Annotated in this window: 20 protein-coding genes; 2 read left to right on the forward strand and 18 right to left on the reverse strand. The window is 41.8% G+C overall.

What is annotated here, in order from left to right; genetic code table 11:
- Positions 1-143 precede the first annotated feature (143 nt).
- The gene (locus tag BM156_RS11215; protein WP_093919967.1) at positions 144-458 is read left to right on the forward strand and encodes a winged helix-turn-helix transcriptional regulator; all 315 of its coding nucleotides are present in this window, start codon (positions 144-146) and stop codon (positions 456-458) included.
- Between the two features lie 198 nt (positions 459-656).
- Here BM156_RS11215 and BM156_RS11220 read toward each other — a convergent pair whose 3' ends face one another.
- The 16 genes from BM156_RS11220 to mnmD form a co-directional block, all read right to left on the reverse strand.
- Complete coding sequence (locus BM156_RS11220; RefSeq protein ID WP_139218265.1) at positions 657-1,268, reverse strand: hypothetical protein; 612 nt, start codon at positions 1,266-1,268, stop codon at positions 657-659.
- Between the two features lie 219 nt (positions 1,269-1,487).
- Complete coding sequence (locus tag BM156_RS11225; protein ID WP_093919969.1) at positions 1,488-1,868, reverse strand: hypothetical protein; 381 nt, start codon at positions 1,866-1,868, stop codon at positions 1,488-1,490.
- A 103-nt stretch (positions 1,869-1,971) separates the two neighbouring features.
- Positions 1,972-3,441: a sialate O-acetylesterase gene (locus BM156_RS11230; RefSeq protein WP_093919970.1), complete on the reverse strand. Its 1,470-nt coding sequence runs from the start codon at positions 3,439-3,441 to the stop codon at positions 1,972-1,974.
- 237 nt (positions 3,442-3,678) lie between these two features.
- Positions 3,679-4,338 carry a PQLLE family protein gene (locus BM156_RS11235; RefSeq protein WP_093919971.1) on the reverse strand — a complete coding sequence of 220 codons (660 nt, stop codon included), beginning with the start codon at positions 4,336-4,338 and terminating at the stop codon, positions 3,679-3,681.
- 453 nt (positions 4,339-4,791) lie between these two features.
- Positions 4,792-5,493: a hypothetical protein gene (locus BM156_RS11240; RefSeq protein WP_093919972.1), complete on the reverse strand. Its 702-nt coding sequence runs from the start codon at positions 5,491-5,493 to the stop codon at positions 4,792-4,794.
- Positions 5,494-5,559: 66 nt separating this feature from the next.
- Positions 5,560-6,168, reverse strand: a complete 609-nt coding sequence (locus BM156_RS11245; protein ID WP_139218266.1) for a hypothetical protein — start codon at positions 6,166-6,168, stop codon at positions 5,560-5,562.
- A gap of 522 nt (positions 6,169-6,690) precedes the next feature.
- On the reverse strand, positions 6,691-7,269 hold the full coding sequence (locus BM156_RS11255; protein ID WP_093919975.1) for a DJ-1/PfpI family protein: 579 nt from the start codon (positions 7,267-7,269) through the stop codon (positions 6,691-6,693).
- A 188-nt stretch (positions 7,270-7,457) separates the two neighbouring features.
- A complete protein-coding gene (locus BM156_RS11260) occupies positions 7,458-8,180 on the reverse strand; it encodes a hypothetical protein (RefSeq protein WP_093919976.1) in 723 nt (240 codons plus the stop codon).
- A 21-nt stretch (positions 8,181-8,201) separates the two neighbouring features.
- On the reverse strand, positions 8,202-8,792 hold the full coding sequence (locus tag BM156_RS11265; RefSeq protein ID WP_093919977.1) for an HD domain-containing protein: 591 nt from the start codon (positions 8,790-8,792) through the stop codon (positions 8,202-8,204).
- 80 nt (positions 8,793-8,872) lie between these two features.
- Positions 8,873-9,262 (reverse strand): GNAT family N-acetyltransferase, encoded by a 390-nt coding sequence (locus BM156_RS11270; RefSeq protein ID WP_093919978.1) that lies wholly within the window; start codon positions 9,260-9,262, stop codon positions 8,873-8,875.
- A 123-nt stretch (positions 9,263-9,385) separates the two neighbouring features.
- Complete coding sequence (locus BM156_RS11275; protein ID WP_093919979.1) at positions 9,386-10,105, reverse strand: NUDIX hydrolase; 720 nt, start codon at positions 10,103-10,105, stop codon at positions 9,386-9,388.
- Positions 10,106-10,180: 75 nt separating this feature from the next.
- Positions 10,181-10,801, reverse strand: coding sequence for a lactate utilization protein (locus BM156_RS11280; protein ID WP_093919980.1), 621 nt, complete (start codon positions 10,799-10,801; stop codon positions 10,181-10,183).
- A 910-nt stretch (positions 10,802-11,711) separates the two neighbouring features.
- On the reverse strand, positions 11,712-12,074 hold the full coding sequence (locus BM156_RS11285; RefSeq protein WP_093919981.1) for a DUF3127 domain-containing protein: 363 nt from the start codon (positions 12,072-12,074) through the stop codon (positions 11,712-11,714).
- Positions 12,075-12,168: 94 nt separating this feature from the next.
- Complete coding sequence (locus tag BM156_RS11290) at positions 12,169-12,867, reverse strand: BamJ family beta-barrel-assembly machinery protein (protein WP_093919982.1); 699 nt, start codon at positions 12,865-12,867, stop codon at positions 12,169-12,171.
- A gap of 84 nt (positions 12,868-12,951) precedes the next feature.
- Complete coding sequence (locus BM156_RS11295) at positions 12,952-13,563, reverse strand: BamJ family beta-barrel-assembly machinery protein (protein WP_093919983.1); 612 nt, start codon at positions 13,561-13,563, stop codon at positions 12,952-12,954.
- Between the two features lie 64 nt (positions 13,564-13,627).
- The gene (gene mnmD, locus BM156_RS11300) at positions 13,628-14,287 is read right to left on the reverse strand and encodes a tRNA (5-methylaminomethyl-2-thiouridine)(34)-methyltransferase MnmC2 (protein WP_093919984.1); all 660 of its coding nucleotides are present in this window, start codon (positions 14,285-14,287) and stop codon (positions 13,628-13,630) included.
- A 140-nt stretch (positions 14,288-14,427) separates the two neighbouring features.
- Here mnmD and BM156_RS11305 point away from each other — a divergent pair, with 140 nt between their 5' ends.
- The gene (locus BM156_RS11305; protein ID WP_093919985.1) at positions 14,428-15,042 is read left to right on the forward strand and encodes an L-threonylcarbamoyladenylate synthase; all 615 of its coding nucleotides are present in this window, start codon (positions 14,428-14,430) and stop codon (positions 15,040-15,042) included.
- A gap of 106 nt (positions 15,043-15,148) precedes the next feature.
- Here BM156_RS11305 and BM156_RS11310 read toward each other — a convergent pair whose 3' ends face one another.
- Entirely contained in the window at positions 15,149-16,597 is a 1,449-nt protein-coding gene (locus BM156_RS11310) for a TrkH family potassium uptake protein (RefSeq protein WP_093919986.1), read from the reverse strand.
- Between the two features lie 12 nt (positions 16,598-16,609).
- On the reverse strand, positions 16,610-17,944 hold the full coding sequence (trkA, locus tag BM156_RS11315) for a Trk system potassium transporter TrkA (RefSeq protein WP_093919987.1): 1,335 nt from the start codon (positions 17,942-17,944) through the stop codon (positions 16,610-16,612).
- Between the last annotated feature and the right edge of the window lie 74 nt (positions 17,945-18,018).

Here is an 18,018-nt window from a genome sequence, read left to right on the forward strand (position 1 = left end):
GCTGAGCATGACAAACCGGATGGACGGTCAGAAAAAATAGGATACCGAGCAGCCAAATTGTTTTTGTCATTTTGTTGTTTGTTTAATTATTTTCGAGGCAAATTTCAGCAATCATTTCATACGAGTCAATTAGTCAGAAAATTATGACCACCATAAAAAACACATGTGCGCAAGCTCCTTGCCCCGCCGAGGGCTTGTTGAAGAGCCTTTCAGGAAAGTGGAAGCCGCAGGTATTTCGACTGGCTGTTGAGGGGCCCTTACGATTTAATTCTTTGTTGCGCCAACTGGAGGGAGCCAGCAAGCAATCGCTTTCGGTTGCTTTAAAAGAGTTGGAAGAGCAAGACATTTTGCAGCGGACGGTCGTTCAGGAGAAACCTTTGCATGTAGAGTATTACTTGACCGAAAAAGGACAGGCCCTCATTCCCGTGTTTAAACAGCTCGAAGTTTTGGGAAGCTAATCGGCTTATTTTTTTTCGAGTTTATTGGTGCCGGAACAGGCATAAGGCTTGTCTGGAAACGATAGATCACCACCTGATTGCCTGAATCAGAAACAGGTTGACCTTCTTTCAAAATGGCATGGAAAGTGGGACGATGGGAAGAACGATCGTCTAAAGAAATGAGCGAAAAAAGCAGGGGGCTTTTGCCTGCAATAAGGATTAGCTCAGGATGGTTAAGATGGTGACAAAGATCGTCCAAATACTAATGCCATTGATGAAAAGCAGCTCCGTAGCTCCGTTAATTCCACTTTTCAGAAAAGATAGCGCCGTAGCCAAAACTACAAGTCCGATGACGATCAGGCCCGATAAGCCTAGAAATTGCTTGTGCTCGATAATGGCAAATTGGTAGGTGACAATGAGCGCGGGGATCGATAAAAAGACCACAACTGCCAGCAGGTTGTGGAAGAAGCGTTGCAAGGCCGGCGTAAAATTGTCGAGGCTGTAGGGCTTTAAGTTGTGCGGCACAAAGGCCAAAAGGGTTAAGGAGGCCACGCAAATATCGATGTACTGCATCAGCTTTTCGTGCTGCCCAAGGTCGTAAAACTCGGAGAGTAGCCAGAAGAAAGTGTATAAAAGAATGGAGGACGCAAACAGGAGACGTTTATAGCCTTTCGCATATTCCTTGCCATACAAACTTTTGTTACTCAGGAAACTCAGGGTTTGTGTGTTCAAATCAATTTTGATGTGTTGAATCGATTTCCGAACTGCACCAGGCAGAATACCGGCAAATAAAAATCCAATGAGCAAGATCCCTAGCTTGATCCAAAACATGTTGCTTTCAGTTATCAGGTAAAACAATTCACCCTGCTTTTGGCGAAGGTGATTAGATGCAATTAAAATACAAGTTTTTTTTAGTCTGGGAAAGAGCGGCCGGGTTTCGGGTGTTTTTTTGGGCCAAACTTCTTTTGCTTCCGCTCAAAAGAGGAAGTTAAAAACGTCAGCCTGAAGAATTTCGAACCTACGATGGTCTGAATACCGGTCAGCTAATGCTTAAAGCTTTTCGAAACGGAGAACAAGTTCCCACTTGGTTTGAGCAACAACGGTGTACTTAAAATTAAGCGGTTTTAGCGGATAGACTTCGATAACATCCATCAGGCCATTGCTGTTTTGGCCGATGCTCATCATGTAGTTGTTGGTATTTTCGCCTCGGTTGTTGGGGCCAACAAACCAAATTCCCATCATGAGTTCGTCACCTGTTGAGTTAGGCCAGTCAACGCTGCAAGCAACCGAGTGACCATCGGCTTGGGTGTAAGCCGAGTTTATGACAACTCTATCGATTTTTAGCTGTTGGTCGTCCCAATTAGGATCGCCATCAATTAAGAGGTTTCCGCCAGTGGCGTTAATGCTGATTACGGTACAGGCATTTTCCATTTTTCTAAATTTATTGGGTTGTTAATGTGTATTTGTCCCCGTTTTCACGAACCCTGACTCTCGCCGTTTGACGAAAGTCAGGCACAATTAACAGTTCAATCAATTAGTTGGATGCTTCTTGCATCTCGGCTCTGGTGGCATCGTTCCAGTTATCGGTACGGAACGAAGAGGCCGGAAGCATATTGGTATCGAACAGGGTTCCCTCAAGCCAGTTGCTCCAGCCGTAACGGACTTCAACCGGAGTTGGGACTTGGTCGCTTGATACGAGTATACTTTTTCGGCCTGTAATTTTAGCCTGAGCTGGGTAGAACACTTTGTCGGGCCCGGCAATTTCAAATCCCTCCAGGTGGGTGGGGGTAAACAGCCCCATTTCGGCATGCTTAAAGTGAAGCAGCAGGCCACCATCTTTTTCTTCCTTCGATTCGAAAACGGGCCCGTTGCAGTCCACCGTTTCATAGCCATAAGTTTGGTTTAAAGCGAAGTAGAGCAAGCGATCAGCCACCTCTTGCTTTTGGGGCGGATGAATGCAATATTCGCTACCAATATCGAGGGTAACGGCCATGCCAGAGTTGGGAATCAGCTCGGCTGATTTTAACTGAGATTCGCGCAGGAAGGCGGTGTTTTTATAGCTGTTAAACACCTCGTGGTCGTTATACCAAAAAGGAGCAATTTGAACGTAGTAAAAGGGAAAATCACCAATTTCCCAACGGGTACGCCAATCTTTCACCATAACGGGGAAAAGTTGGGTATACTTATCTGGCTCATCCCGGTTCGATTCGCCTTGGTACCACAAAGCACCTTTAATGGTGTAAGGAATCAGAGGGTGAATCATGGCATTGTACAAAGCAGTTGGAATACGGTTAGTGGTCTTGCTGATATCGACCTCGTCCAGATCAACTTCCTGGTAGTTGCTCATGGCTTCTTTGCTGATCCAGGCCTGAACGGAACTGCCTCCCCACGAGGTATGGATCATGCCTACCGGAACATCTAAAATCTCCTGAAGTTGTTGTCCGAAGAAATAAGCAATGGCACTGAAAGACCGAACATTGCCCGCATGGGCTTGTTCCCAGCCGGTGTATTCTTCAAGGTCGGCAAGGGGCGTTTTAGCGCCTTTACGAGCGGCGGTAAACAAGCGTAAGTTGGGGTTTGCCGCGTGAGCAATGGCTTTATTGGCTCCAAAAGTTGGTTGTCCGGCATAGCCATCGAGTGACTGTTGCATGTTCGACTGTCCCGAGCAAAGCCAAACCTCCCCAAAAACAACATTATCGAGGGTGATGTTGGTATCGGAGCTGTTTATCTTGATGACCTGAGGATCGGTTGAGTTGTTCGTTTTTACTTCAACGCGCCAGTTCCCTTCCTTATCAGCTGTTACCTGCAGCGGTGCAGTTAGCCAGCTCGCATCGATGTTTAGCTGTTGATTGGCATCAGCCCAGCCCCATAAAACCACGGTTGTATTGCGCTGTAACACCATGTTGGATGATACAATTGCCGGAAGTTTTACCTTGGCCGTAGCTGCTTGAAAAAACAGCACAGCGAACAGCACTGTTAGTGTCAGTTGGGGTATTCTTTTCATGATTAAGTAATGTTAGGGTTTGTATTCGAGGCCTTAAGATCGCACATAAAATGCAATGAGACAAGTGGAAGCTGGAAATAGAGAACAATAAATGACTTGTGCAATTGGCTTATCGCGATAGAGTAAGGAGACGATTTGATCGCTGATCTTTTGGGCTTAAACTTCATGAATACACGTTTTAAGATGCCCCTTTTCACGAATGGCAAAAGCTTATCCCGCGGGATGTTTGGTCGATGATCAGCCACGGACGGTTTTTCCTAAAGCTTCCAGAAGCTGAGGTTTATCTTCCAGACCAATCCGGGCAACAGCGTAGAATTCGCTCATCCAGTCGTCCAGCTTGGCAAAGGCCGCATCTTTCGATTGAGTTGCTTCCTGCGATTCCCCCTTCTCGCGAAGGTAAACAGTGCGTGCGGTTTCCAGTTCCGAAATTTTGGTCTGGGCCGCCTCAAGTTCATCTGTGGAAATTTTTAGCCGTCCCAGCTTGCTTTGAAGGGCGGTGTCGGTAGTGGCTACCGAGTAGAATTTCTTGACTGTTTCCAGCCATTTAACGTAAGCTTTTGGAAGTGAGCCGGTGATTCCCAATTGCTCAGCGGTTACCGGATCGTTACGGAAAATTACCTTGGCTTTTTTCCGATGCAAGGAGTACAGAGCATGCAAATCTGTTTGTTTTAGTTGAAAATCAGCATACGCAGCCGATGTTTCATCATCTTCTGTTTTGTTCAGATCGTAGGCCAAGCGCGTTGTAGCCAGCAAGGTTTTGCCTTCCCCAATCAAGCTGCTGTCGTAGCCTAAGTCGGCCATAATTGTGGCAATTTGAGGCTGTGCCTCGGCATTGTCCAGCGCTACCCGGTAGGTCTCCAAAGTAGCGGCTTCTGAATGTCTGGGTCTGGTTGCCATAGAACTAAAATTTAGGGTTTATAATTAAGCATTTCTGGGAATGCTCTTGATTTCAATGTGCTTCAGCTTACTCGTGCCTTGCTTCACGTTTCCCATGGGCTGCTAGGGCTTGCTCATGCGTTGCTTCATGTTTCCCTTGGGTTGCTTCACCTTGCTCATGTATTGCTTTGCGTTGCCCTTATGTTGCTTCGCCCTGCCGTCCTATACTTCCTCCTGATTTTGGGCCGCTTCGGTTGAAATGCCCCTTTTTTCCGAATCCTTTGTGCTGGCTTCCTGAATGGAGCCAGTGATAACTCCGTCTCGTCCTGTTTCTTAGAACCGATTGTTAAATGTAATAAATTCTATTTTGATTAGCAGCATCTTAAGCCTAAAAAATGGAAATGGGGATGGTGGTGGTTGGAGGAGAGGAGTGAAAGCCTCTCCCTACCAGGGGCGTTAGAGGGGAGAGCAATTTTATTGGTTATTGTTCTTTTTCAATTTTATTATTTCAATATTCTCTTTTTTTACTTCAATCTCTTGATAACCATCTTGATCAATAGTGTGCGCATTGGGATTTATTTTTCTATGATAGCTTGAAGCAATAATTTTACCCCAAGGATTCTCAATGAAGGTATTAATCATATTAGGATCAAGAGAGCATTTGAGAATCATGGGTTCTCCAATATTTTCAAGCTTGTGTGCAATTTCTGGTATTCTGTATAGGGGAAAATAAACTTGTTCACCACCGTAATATTTTAATAACAGTTCTGCACCTCCATTGATTAAAGCATGTTGAGTGAAATTGAAAAAAATTCGGTTATCTCTATTTTTTCCATTTGAATTATCAAACTGTCCTTTCCACAGTAATCGTATTTGATCTTGCTCATTCGTTGAGAAGAGATGAAAATGATTTTTAGTAAAACTAGCTCTTATTTCTTGTCCTGTCCTGATAATGATTCCATGGGTTAAAATATCTTGCTCTAATGCGTTCGTGAAATGAAAGCCAACTATTTTATGTGTGAGGCAGTAATCATTTATCTCAGAAATCAGATTATTCATTGTTTTATTATTCGCAAAATTTTCAAGAAACTCATAAAATCGAAAATGAGCGTCAAAATCATTTAGTCTTTTAATAAAAGAAACAGGTAATCCATCTAAATTTTCTAGATTAATCATTGGTTTGATTATGATTTTTACATTTTCTAATGGCTGCTACATTTTGGGGAGTGGTTTATTAAGAGTTTATTGCTTGAGAAGATAATTTTTATCGGTTATACTTTCATCGTGAGTAATGTTAAAAATCAAGAGTAGTTTTTCTAATATGTCGTGGGGTATATCAGTAGAACCTTCATAGTTCAATAATTCAATGCAGTCATTTACAATTGAAGAAGGAACTTTGAGTTCTCTTGCAACAACTTCATATATAATTTTTTCGGAGAAAAGAAGTTTGCCGTAGAGATCACTACATTTAAGTTTTATTAGATATTTAAAAGTGTATTTATAATGAATGGCATTTCTGAATTTCCTCAATTTTGTATATTCTTTGAATGGCCTGTTTAACCTTCTATTTAACTTGTCAAGAATCTCTTTTGATGCTCGTAATAAAGAAATCTCTTTTTGGGAAATATTATAATAACAGAGTTGTTGATCTACTTTTAAGAACTTAAATCGATTCTTTGATATTAGAATTTCGTTCAGTTTAGATTTTTTAATATACTTTCCTGTTCTTTCTTCAAATGCTCCCCTTATCCCAGGAGTGGAACAATCTCTTGATATCTTTTGCGTAGTTCTCAATAGATACTTATCTATGAGTTCAGAAATATTACATTCTATTTGTTCTTGTTTATCCATGCTTTTTGTAAGGAGAACATCTCCCTTTTTATTTCTAAATGTGTTAAGTATTTGATGCAAGGCGCTATTTAATGCTTACACTTTTCTTATGATTTAAAAGTAACCATAAAAAATATGGGAGCTACAGTTGGGAATATGTTTTATAACCCGTTGGGGGTAAGTTGGGACGATTGGGGAAGCGCTAAAGTTTGCCATTTTCGGAACCGGAAGGGGGTAAGATGAGAAGTATCGGACAAATCGCATAGAGGAGCTTTTTAGACGGGATGGCTGGATCACATTCAAAATAAATTTGTGGGCAGCTTATTGGTAGATTCCGAAAACAGTTTGGAACGAGGCGATAGGTCAGGTTGGGAAGCTTTGGGGCAGCTAGCCTTGTTTCGGTGCAAGTAACGCAAACCACCTCGACATCAGTAAACTGATGACACTCCTCTTTTGGAAGGAGGAAAAAGGGCTTGCTGCTGGCAACGTTTGTATGATTAAACCTTTTCCAAGTTTGAAACTTTGGAAAAGGTACCGCCTTTTTTATTGTGCCCAAACGCCGTTTTTAAACAGTTGAAACCATTTTTCAATGTTGTCATGGGTATGCAGTTCGATGGTTTTAAAAATTTCGCGGGCAAATTCAATGGTGGCAATTCCGTTTGCTGTTATCACTTGCTTGTCGGTTACTGCCAAGGTTTTTTGATAGTGCGCATCGCCACGGTATTGCGGGGCAATTTCTTTGAGGTAGTTTAAGTCGTTGCTGGTGTGGCGCAGATCGTCCAATAAACCGAGTTGTCCGAGGTAAGTTGTTGCCGCACAAATTGCCGCAATGGGTTTACCGGCCTGGTGCACACTTCTGGTCAAGGAGTCCAGCTCGGTAATCGCTCTTTTTTCCCAAGCTGTTCCGCCAGGAAGAACCAGCAAATCAACGGCGGCTGGGTCTATCGTATGAAGCGAGGTGCTTGGCTGTATCGATAATCCGCCCATTGAGCTTACGGATTTCCCATCTACCGAAAAATAAATCAGCTCAAAGCGTTCACTTCTATTAATCTCGGGGGTGAAGTAAGCGATCTCCCAGTCGGAAAATCCATCAAATAGGAATACATAAATCTTTTTCTTCATGCTATTGGTTTTTCTTTGTTTTCTGTCATCATCTCCATCGTATCTCTTTTTCCTTTATTATTTTCATCATTTAGGCTCTGAGTTTAGAACCTTTTGATTACTATTTCTATCCATAAGACAGAACGGGAGATTAATGCATAATATACGAATTACGATATTGTATGCCTCTGTAATTGCAATTGTTTTTGCTATTTTTCTATTAAAGCCTGTTCTAAAATTATTCTGTATTTTCCGAAAGGACTTCTTTTGACAGGATACCCTTTTAGCAGCATGGAGGTGATGGCTCCAGCTCCTACTACAATTGGAGCTCCTGGAGTTGTTGAAGCACTTGCTGCAATAGCAACTTGCTCATTTGACGCATCTAAAGATAAATCATCGCTGGAAGAATTCTCTGAAGTAACTTGGATATAGTAATAGCCATTTTGGTCAATTTTAAATTCCCATAACGAATAGATATGAAACGGTAAGATACTTGAAGGAGAACGTGTTTCATACTTTTGAACTTTTAGGCTATCTAACAATTCACCATTTTCATCATATACTTTAACTACAGGAAGCATGATTGTCTTTTTAAAACCTCCCATGTTTCCTAATGAAATGAGTTCAAGAGAAAAAATACCATGTTCCAGATTAAATTTATGAAGATTACAAGGCGATGGAAATGGGGTTTCTTCTTCAAGTATAACTATTGGGAGCTTGTCGTCCAGCTTGGATTTTATTTTCTTATTTAATGAATTTTCGTTGGGGTTGATCTGTTCTATAAGGTTATCGAAGGAACCGGTGAAACATTGGTTGATATTAAACTCTTCCAAAAAATCTTGAGTGGTAACTTTTTGTCCGAAAGAGCTATTGGTTGTTAGGAATAAACCAATAATCAAGGTAAAAGACAAAATAAGATTCCTTACTATCATCGTATTTAATTTTAGCTGTTTTTACTTTTTTAGAATCCCTTTTTCGACACTTGCATCAAGAAGCTTTTCGGCATAATTCCACAATTCTGCTGAACCTTTTTTAATCACTTTTTTCTTTTCATAAACTGTTGGGTATTTTACGTCGAACTCTCTCCAGGTCCCTCCATTGTTGGAGGTATTTTGCAATAACGGTTCGAGGCGATCCATTGATTTTGCAAACCTGGCTTCCTTTGAAGTTCCTTCTTCAAATTCAGTCCACAGTTCAATGAATTCTGAAGCTTGTTTTTCAGGCAGAATACCAAAAACCCGTTTGGCCGATTTCAGTTCTTCCTCGGTATTTTCATGGTTTTTGTTTTGGTCATAGATAAAAGTATCACCAGCATCAATTTCAACGATATCGTGTATCAGCACCATTTTGATGACTTTTAACAGATCCACTTTTTCGTCGGCATATTCGCTTAATACAAGGGCCATCATGGCTAGGTGCCAACTGTGTTCCGCATCGTTTTCATTGCGATCGCTATTCAATAGTTTTGTTCGCCGCTGGATGTACTTTATTTTATCGATTTCTTTAATAAACTCAATTTGCTTCAATAAATTTTCATTGGGCATAGCTCTTCTCTTTTTTGTGGTGCTTTTAGCTGTTGGGTATCTTTTGCAGTCTTCAAGCTTGACAACTACAATAATTGCATTTATAATGTTCCGGGAACTTCAAAGATTGAACCGATACGATTATAACTAACTTTTTCATAGTATTGATCAACATCAGACATCACGTAAACGGTTTGATCTGGATAATCTTGGTATAAGCATTCCATTAGTTTGCGTCCAATTTCTTTTCCTCTGAAAATGGGTTTTACCAGTAAATCGCAAACATAGATGTAAAAGCCACAATCATCCAACGAACGGGAATAGCCACATAAAACATCCTCTTGATAGGCGACATAAGTGATGGAGACTTCCAGCGCTTTTTTATATTTTTCGGTCATGATTTCATCGGCATAATCCCATCCTTCTTCCTCCCGGATCATTTGCATCAGCTTGATTTCATCAGTAAGCTTGTTGTATTTTCGTATTTGCATTTTTCTTGGTTTTAGTGATTGGTTGATTAGTTGTCGAGATATTTTTTGCGACCAACGATGAATTCGCTGCGTATGACTCGTTATCTTTGACGAATGATGTATGCTACTTTCAAAATACGCTTCCTAAAAGAACACTTCTCCGTCAGAAACTCTTAATTTGACTTTCTGTTCTTTGAGCTTTAATTCTTTGTTGTTCAATGCAGCCTGAACCACACTTTTGTTATAGCTATTTACCTGATCTGAGTTCAGAAAATCAGTTGGGTTGATCCATCTGGCTTCAGCAATCTCAGCTGAATCACGAATGCTAATCTCTTCCGATTGAGCTTTGGCTGTGCAGACCAGGTATAAGTTGGATTCGTCGAATTGCCCGTGTTTAAAATGGCCAATGTTTAGAATTGATTCAAATTCAATCGCGATGCCTGTTTCTTCGAAAACTTCTCTTTTCAAAGCCGCTTTGATTGATTCTCCCTTATCGATATGACCTCCGGGAAGCTTGTAGCCAGCGTAAAATTTGTCTTTAACGACTAGCAGCTTCTCCTGATGAATAACGATGGCGCCAACGCCAACAATGAAGTTTTTGGAGGTTGGCACGATCGGGGCTTGTTGCAGTTTTTTGATCAACATGAGGTTTCGCTCATCGCAGTGATGAAACTCGAAATCCAATCGGGTGAGAATGGGTATGTAATCCGATTTTTCGATGGGGATTTTAATCCACAACAGCTCTTTGTCGCTGGCTACCTCAATGATGCGTAATACTTGATCTCTAAACTCGTCGGTATTTTCCGGAAGCGTCGTGTTGTCAATAATGACGCCATTGTATTTGTTTTCAGTTGTTCTGATCATATCGGGTATTGCTTTCTTGATTGGCTTTTTTATGTGGGTAAGGTCGCGTTGTTCTTGTTTGTAGATTACTATATCCTAAAAACCATATTCTCCATCGAGTAAAAGCACTTTTATTCTTTCCTGGTCAAATTGTCCTTGTATTATCGTATAGTAATTACATATCTTATCGGGAGACTTGCAATCTTCACATTTGCCAGTTTTTGTGCAAGGTGTCTTTTTATTTAATCTTTTTGCATCAATTGGAGCTGCAATATTTTTTATACGCGAAATGGCTTCATCATCATTCTGAACAATTTTATTCGTTCCACAGATCAGCAGCACCTTTTTGGGGCCATAAATAATAGGAGCAACCCTACTTCCATTACCGTCCAAATTGAAAATTTTGCCCTCTAGGGTGATTGCATTAATCCCACTAAGAAAAATGTCGGATGAGAAATTGTCTCTATAGAGTTTTGCCTTTTCAGCTTTTGTAATGTCTTTTTTATACTTGTCGAGAAAGTTAATGTTGCTTTTTCTCAACAGGTCAAATAATCCAATTTGCTCCAGGGTTAATGAATCTCCAGTTCCAACTGTGAGGTTAGGTTTTAAGTTATCAATAAAATAGTCAACTAATTCTTTTTTCGAAGGAAAATGGATGGCTTCAATTCTATTTTTTTTTAGTGACTTAATAAGTTGTTCTATTGTTTCTTTATTCATTTTATTAGTTGCTTATAGCGCTTGGCTTACATATTCCAGGGCTTTTGGGTTGTTGACGTTGTAGGATGAACGGACTATAAAATTGAATTATTTCAATTTTCTTCTCTCTCTTATTTTTTTGAGGCAAGCAATTTACAAAAAACAACGTGATCCTCATGCTCATTGCGCCGAGCTATTGCTTTTGCCCCGTTGGGGTGTGAGTCAGTGCCCCGTGGTGAGTGAACGGTGGTCAGTATTGGGGGATCAAGTCCCGATTTCTACGAAAGGAGAAAAGGAATTGAGATTTTGTCTTTAAAATAAGTTTGGCTGTTTGGCGCATGCTGGTCTAAGCTCTATTCAATAATTTCGGAGTTGCGCCAATAATCATCTTTACATCAATCCTCAGGGCGTTGCCCTTGAGTTGTTGCTTTTGCCCTGTTAGGGCTGCAGGAAGTGATCGGTGGTGTGTGAATCGAGAATAGTGAACAGCAAACAGTGAATGTTGGCCAGTCAAAGTCGCCCGGGCCGGTGTTGGCGTGAATGATTTTCTGAGGGAGCAGGGTCTCTTGGGTTTGAAAAAAAATCATGAAGCGGGCAGAAGGATTACTTTGACTAGATTTTTACCTCCTTTTTATCAATGAAAAAGGAGGAGCCCCTCTGGCTTGAAGAGGCGAAAAGGAGTTGGCATTAAAAACGTTTGCCTGTTTGGCGCATGCTTGTCTAAGCTCTATTCAATAATTTCGGAGTTGCGCCAATAATCATCTTTACATTAATCCTCAGGGCGTTGCCCTTGAGTTGTTGCTTTTGCCCTGTTGGGGCTTTAAGAAGAGTGGTCAGTGGTCGGTGATTGGTTTGGGGAAATGTTGATTAAAGGAGTTCACTAGTGGTCAAAAAAAGCAGCGTTGATGTGACGCTGCTTGTGTATAATCATTTAAAATGGGAGATCATCCTGATCGGTTGGTGCCGGTGGAATATCGTCTGGAGTAAACTCAGGAGGAAGATCCTGTGGTGTTTCTGGCGCCAAACGATCAATTCGCCAAGCGTTGATGTTATGGTACCAACGTCCGTTGAATTCGCGCGACTCAACCGAGAACGATACGTTTACATCTTCGCCTGAATTTAAGCCTTCGAGCAACGAAATTTTATCGTTGAACAAGGTAAAACATACTTGACGTGGAAACTGGTCATCAGTTTCGATTACAAACTCTTGTTTTTTCCATTCTTTTCCGGCTTTGCTTACGCCAGAAGCTACCGCTAGAACTTGACTTATTTTTCCTTTAATTTCTAAACTCATTGATTCAATATTTTTTCAGGTGTCAAAAATAGAGAGAAAAAAAGACCCCTGAGAAAAATTTTCCAGGGGTTTTTCAAAAAGTTTTCAAGAGTGTTTATTCAACAATCTCTAACAATTCAACTTCGAAAATCAAGGTTGAGTTAGGGCCAATATCAGCACCAGCTCCACGAGGTCCGTAAGCTAAATCGCCAGGGATGTACACTTTCCATTTTGATCCTACTGGCATCAATTGCAGTGCTTCAGTCCATCCCGGAATAACTTGCCCTACACCGAAAGTAGTAGGTTCGCCACGCTCTACAGAGCTGTCAAAAACAGTTCCGTCAAGCAAGGTTCCAGTGTAGTGTACTTTTACTTTTTGGTCGGCTGTTGGTTTTGCTCCTGTTCCTTCAGTAATTACTTCATACTGCAAGCCACTTTCAGTAACTTCTACGCCTTCTTTTTCTTTATTTTTTGCCAGGAATGCTTCGCCTTCCTGTTTGTTTTTCTCACCTTCAGCTTCAGCTAACTGCTGGAAGTAAGTCCGGATGAACGTTTGTGCTTCTTCTGTCGTCATTTGAGCTTCAGCACCGTTCAATTGTTCTTCAAAAGCTGTAACCAGAATTGAGTAATCCAATTCGTCAGCACCAGAAGCTTCCAGCTGTTGTTTGTTTTGATCTCCAACTAAAAGACCGATCGCATAACTGGCAGAGTCTGCGTTAGTCGCCAATTTGGCTTGACGCGACGATCCTTGAGGTTGACAAGCTGCCAACACAAGTAGGGCAGCAATTGCAAATAAAATGGAATTAAATTTCATCGTTTTAAAACTGTTAATTTGTTGTTGTATTAGAGCGTACACGCCATTTGGGGCGTTTTATTTCTAGCTTGAAAAAGAAGTGCGTTAGACAATTTCCAACAGCTCTACTTCGAAAACCAGCGTTGTGTTAGGGCCAATCGCACCGCCTGCACCACGCTCACCATAAGCCAAGTCAGAAGGAACGTACAAGCGCCATTTTGATCCGGTAGCCATCATCTGAAGGGCTTCAACCCATCCTTGAATAACTCCGTTAACCGGGAATGTAGCTGGTTCTCCACGTTGTACAGAACTATCGAATACGGTTCCGTCAATCAAGGTTCCATGATAGTGGCATTTTACTTGGTCGCTTGGGCTTGGTTTTTCGCCTTCTCCTTCTTCCAGTACTTGGTACTGTAAGCCGCTGGCCGTTTCAATAATGCCTTCTTTTTCGCGGTTTTCAGCCAGGAATTTCAAGCCTTCTTCCAAGTTGGCTTTGCCTTCGCCACTTTGTTGTTTTTCCATGAACGCCTGCAGGATTTGGTTGGCTCCTTCTGGGGTCAATTTAGGTTCCTTGCCGGTGAAAATATCTTCGAGAGCCAGCATGAAATTGCTTGGTTCAATGGTTTTTACTCCTGATTGAATGAGGTTGCTCGCAATGCTTAGTCCTAATGCGTAGCTAAATTCTTCCAGTTCGCCTGAAAATTTGTGATCTGACATAAAATTCTATTTTTTTTAAAGAGCTACGAAGATAAAGGAATTTTTAGGATATCCCTGACCAAGGCTAGGCTTTCTCGCCGTACAGCATTTGCTTCTTTCCCGGAGGTCCCACCAGCCGCTGCATTGCAAAGCCATTTTTTTGTAATGATCGGCGTACATCACCTTTGGCACAGTATGTTGTAAAGCGGGCACCAGCTTGACAATGTGCACTTATTTTGTGGAAGATCTCATCAGTCCACAGCTCGGGTTGCTTACTGGGAGCGAAGGCATCAAAATAGATGAGATCGAACTTAGGAAGCTGACTCAGATCGACCGTTTGCAGGTCGGTTTGCAGTTTTGTAAGTTCAAATCCTTCGGTAATCAAAACAGGCTGATTCCAGACGGCTTGGTGCATCTTTAAAAATAGGGCTTGTTGTTCGGGGCTGTGCGCTTGGGTGTAGTTGAGTTGGCTGTATTCATCAACTGTTAAGGGATATTTCTCCAGTGAATAGTAATGGATATTTTTCCCTTGGCGGTGCAGTAAACTTAGCCAGGCATTAAGTCCCGTGCCAAAACCAACTTCTAATAAGTTAATTTCTTGTTGGGGGCAACGGTCGAGTCCCTGGTGTATAAATACGTGCATCGATTCCTGGATTGCTCCGTGAATGGAGTGGAAGTGTTCATCCATTTCCGGGAGGTAAAGCGTATGCGATCCGTCTTCGGTTATTTCAAGTTGTCGTTTCATTGTGTTTTTTTCTGAATGAATTTGACAGCTGTCACATCAGAGCAAAGCTTGGCGGCGCAGCTGTTGAAGGGGCAAATTTCGTGATTTTATAGCTGGGTTCCACATTTTTATTCTAATTTTGATTGGCTTAAACAAATGCTATGTTGATCAAATTGTACGAAGAAAATCCGAACCAGCGGGAAATTGAAAAAGTGCTGGAAGTATTACGCAGTGGTGGTATCATTATTTATCCGACTGATACGGTTTATGGAATTGGTTGCGATATTACCAATGCTCGTGCTGTTGAGAAGGTAGCACAATACAAGAATGTGAAGATTGAAAAGTCGAACATGTCTTTTATCTGTAGTGACTTGAGTCATTTGTCAGATTATGCCAAGCCCATCTCAAACTCGATTTTTAAATTGCTGAAGCGCAACTTGCCGGGGCCTTTTACCTTTATTTTGGAAGCTAACTCCAATGTGCCTAAATACTTTAAAGGGAAAAAGAAGACGGTTGGTATTCGGGTTCCAGATAATAATATCATTCGTGAGATTGTCCGGCAGCTGGGAAATCCAATTCTTTCGACCTCGATACACGATGAAGATGAGGTGTTGGAATACACGACCGATCCGGAACTGATTCATGAGAAGTTTGAGAATTTTGCAGACTTGGTAATTGACGGGGGCTTTGGCGATAATATTCCATCAACAGTTATCGACTGTACTTCGGATATTCCGGAGATTACTCGTCAGGGTAAAGGGGAGCTTGAAGAATAACCGCGATCATTGAAGTTTGGTATTTCAAGTTTCAGATTCCTAATTTATTTGAGGTGAGCCAAGCTTGGTTTGAAGGTTGAATCGGGGAAATAGATTTTCAGACCAATTATTTTCTCCAGAAAGCAGGGGAGAAGAGTACCAATACGGTGAAAAGCTCCAAACGCCCAAGCAGCATTAAGAAGGAAAGAAACCACTTTCCTACAGGTTGCACGTGGTGGAAGTTTTCTGCTGGTCCAACATTTCCTAAGCCCGGTCCAATATTCCCTAAAGAGGTGGCTACCGCTCCCATGGCTGACTCCATGTCGGGCTCAATCAATGTGAACAGGATTGTGCTGAAAAAGAAAATGATAAAATAGATCATGAAAAAAGCCAGCACATTGGTGATGATATGCTCTGATACCGACCGTTTGTTGAATCGAACAGGAATTACTGCATTGGGGTGTAGCAGGCGACGAAGTTCGTAATAGCTGTTTTTCATCAGCAGGACAACTCGCATAATTTTGATACCGCCACCTGTTGATCCGGCACTTCCTCCGAAGAAAAAGAGCGAAAAGATCAGGATGGTTAAGAAAGGATTCCACGTGAGGTAATCAGCCGTGGCAAACCCTGTTGTTGTGATGATGGATACAACCTGAAACAAGGAATCGCGAAATGCCTGTTCGTAGCCCAACTGGGTTGAAACCAATAGTCCGCTGAAGATAACAGCGGTAAAGCCGACAATAAACAGGACGTAATATTTGAATTCTTCATTTTTAAATACTTTCTCAAATTTACCATGAATAGCCAGGTAGGACAGGGTGAAATTGGTTCCAGCCACAAACATGAAAAAGATGATCACATACTGGATGAATGGTGAAGACCAGTAGGCCACCGAGGCTTGCTTGGTGGAATAACCGCCAGTAGCCATGGTGGTAAATGAATGGTTTACAGCATCAAATAAGGTCATTCCTCCTGCCCATAAAAGCAGGGTTTCAGCAACGGTAAATCCCAGGTAGATAATCCACAGACTCTTTGCTGTTTGCTGAATACGAGGACTAATTTTATCGGGTGTTGGTCCCGGAACTTCTGCAGCAAAAAGCTGCATCCCACCAATTCCAAAAACCGGCAATATAGCCAAGGATAGTACGATAATCCCCATACCTCCCATCCATTGGGTCATGCTTCGCCAAAACAGAATCCCATTGGGGAGGGCTTCAATATCATTTAGGATTGACGATCCGGTGGTTGTAAAGCCGGACATTGTTTCGAAAAAAGCATTGGTTAGCGTCGGGATCGAGTCACTAAGCATATAGGGAAGACTTCCGAAAAAAGAGAAGACCACCCAAACCAAGCTGACAATGACAAAGCCTTCATGCTTCCCGATTTTCTTTTCGGCTCCTTTGGTAAGAATGAGTGCCAATGAGCCAACGCCCATGCTGATGAGTGCCGAATACAGCAAAGCCATCAGGCCGGCATCGTTGTAAATGGCGGAAACGCCCATTGCCAGGAGCATTGATACGCCTTCAACAAACAATAAGAACCCCAGAATCCTAAAGACTATTTTGAAGTTAAGCATGAGAGCATGAAATTATTTGAAATACTTATCGAGCTTTTTAATGGCTGACGGCAAGGCGAAGACAACAACTTTGTCGTTTTCCTGAATGTGAGTATCGCCCTTTGCAACAAAACCTTTTGTTCCTCTAATATATCCTCCAATTTTAGCATCATCAGGGAATGCTAAATCCCGAATTGGGTGCTCCGTAATTTTTGAGCCTTCTTTGGCAATAAATTCAAAAACTTCGGCGTCGGAGGCTGTCAAACACTTGGCCTGCGCCACTTTTGCTCCCAAAGTATATTTATAGATGTAGCTTGCTGCAATCAATTTTTTATTAATGATACTACCAATATCCATGCTTTCAGCAATGCCCATAAAGTCGATGTTTTCCACTTCGGCAACGGTACGTTTTACGCCCATTGTTTTCGCTAGGTGACAAGACAGAATATTGGTTTCAGAGTTTCCGGTTACAGCAATAAAGGCATCCATGCGTTCAATTCGTTCTTCTTTTAGCAAGTCCAGGTTCCTGCCATCCCCTTGAATAACCAAGATGTTTTCAAAGCGATCTGCGACTTTCTGACTACGAACCTTATCGCTTTCAATAACTTTGATGTTGTAGCTGTCTCCTAAGCGTTCAACAGTCTTTTGAGCAATCCGGCTTCCTCCTAAAATCATTACATTTCGAACGGCAAAGATTTCTTTTCCAGCCATTTCGAATACCCGGTTTTGATTGGCCCGGGTGGTAATGAAGAAGACAATGTCGCCATTCATAATCATATCTTTCCCGTAAGGAATGATTGTTTCGCTTTCGCGGTTGATGGCTACTGCTCGGATATCATTATTTACACTGGTAAGGTCTTCAAGTGTCTTGTTCAGAATGGGGGCATTTTCGCGAATCTTGACTCCCATCAAGATCAGTTTTCCTTGCGAAAATTCGATCATTTGCCGGGTTCCAACCTGCTTTACCGAGGAGGCAATTTCTTTGGCGGCCAGGCTTTCAGGATAGATTAACTCGTCAACCCCCAGGTTTAAGAGCTTTTCTCGATACTTATCAGTTAAATACTCTCCCTGGTTGATCCGCGCAACAGTACGTTGAACCCCCATATCTTTAGCCTGAACGCAGGCAAAGATATTGCGTTCTTCGTAAGGGGTTACTGCAATAAACAAATCTGCTTTTGAAAGGCCGGTTTCTTTTAGGTCCCGGAACGAATTTGCATAACCAGTGATCGTGAGTAGATCCACTTGACTGGAAATGTGATGCAACTTATCGGCATCTTCGTCCATCAAGACGATGTCGTGGTCTTCCTTGCTCAGCATTTTGGCAAGGTGCGTACCAACTTCACCAGCGCCAACAATAACAACCTTCATAATTACGTTACTCCTTTTTTCAAAAATTCAGCCTGGTAAAGTAAGGTATAAACAACAATTTCAACAAATTTAAA

The sequence above is a fragment of the Sunxiuqinia elliptica genome, assembly GCF_900113005.1.
Lineage (GTDB): Bacteria > Bacteroidota > Bacteroidia > Bacteroidales > Prolixibacteraceae > Sunxiuqinia > Sunxiuqinia elliptica.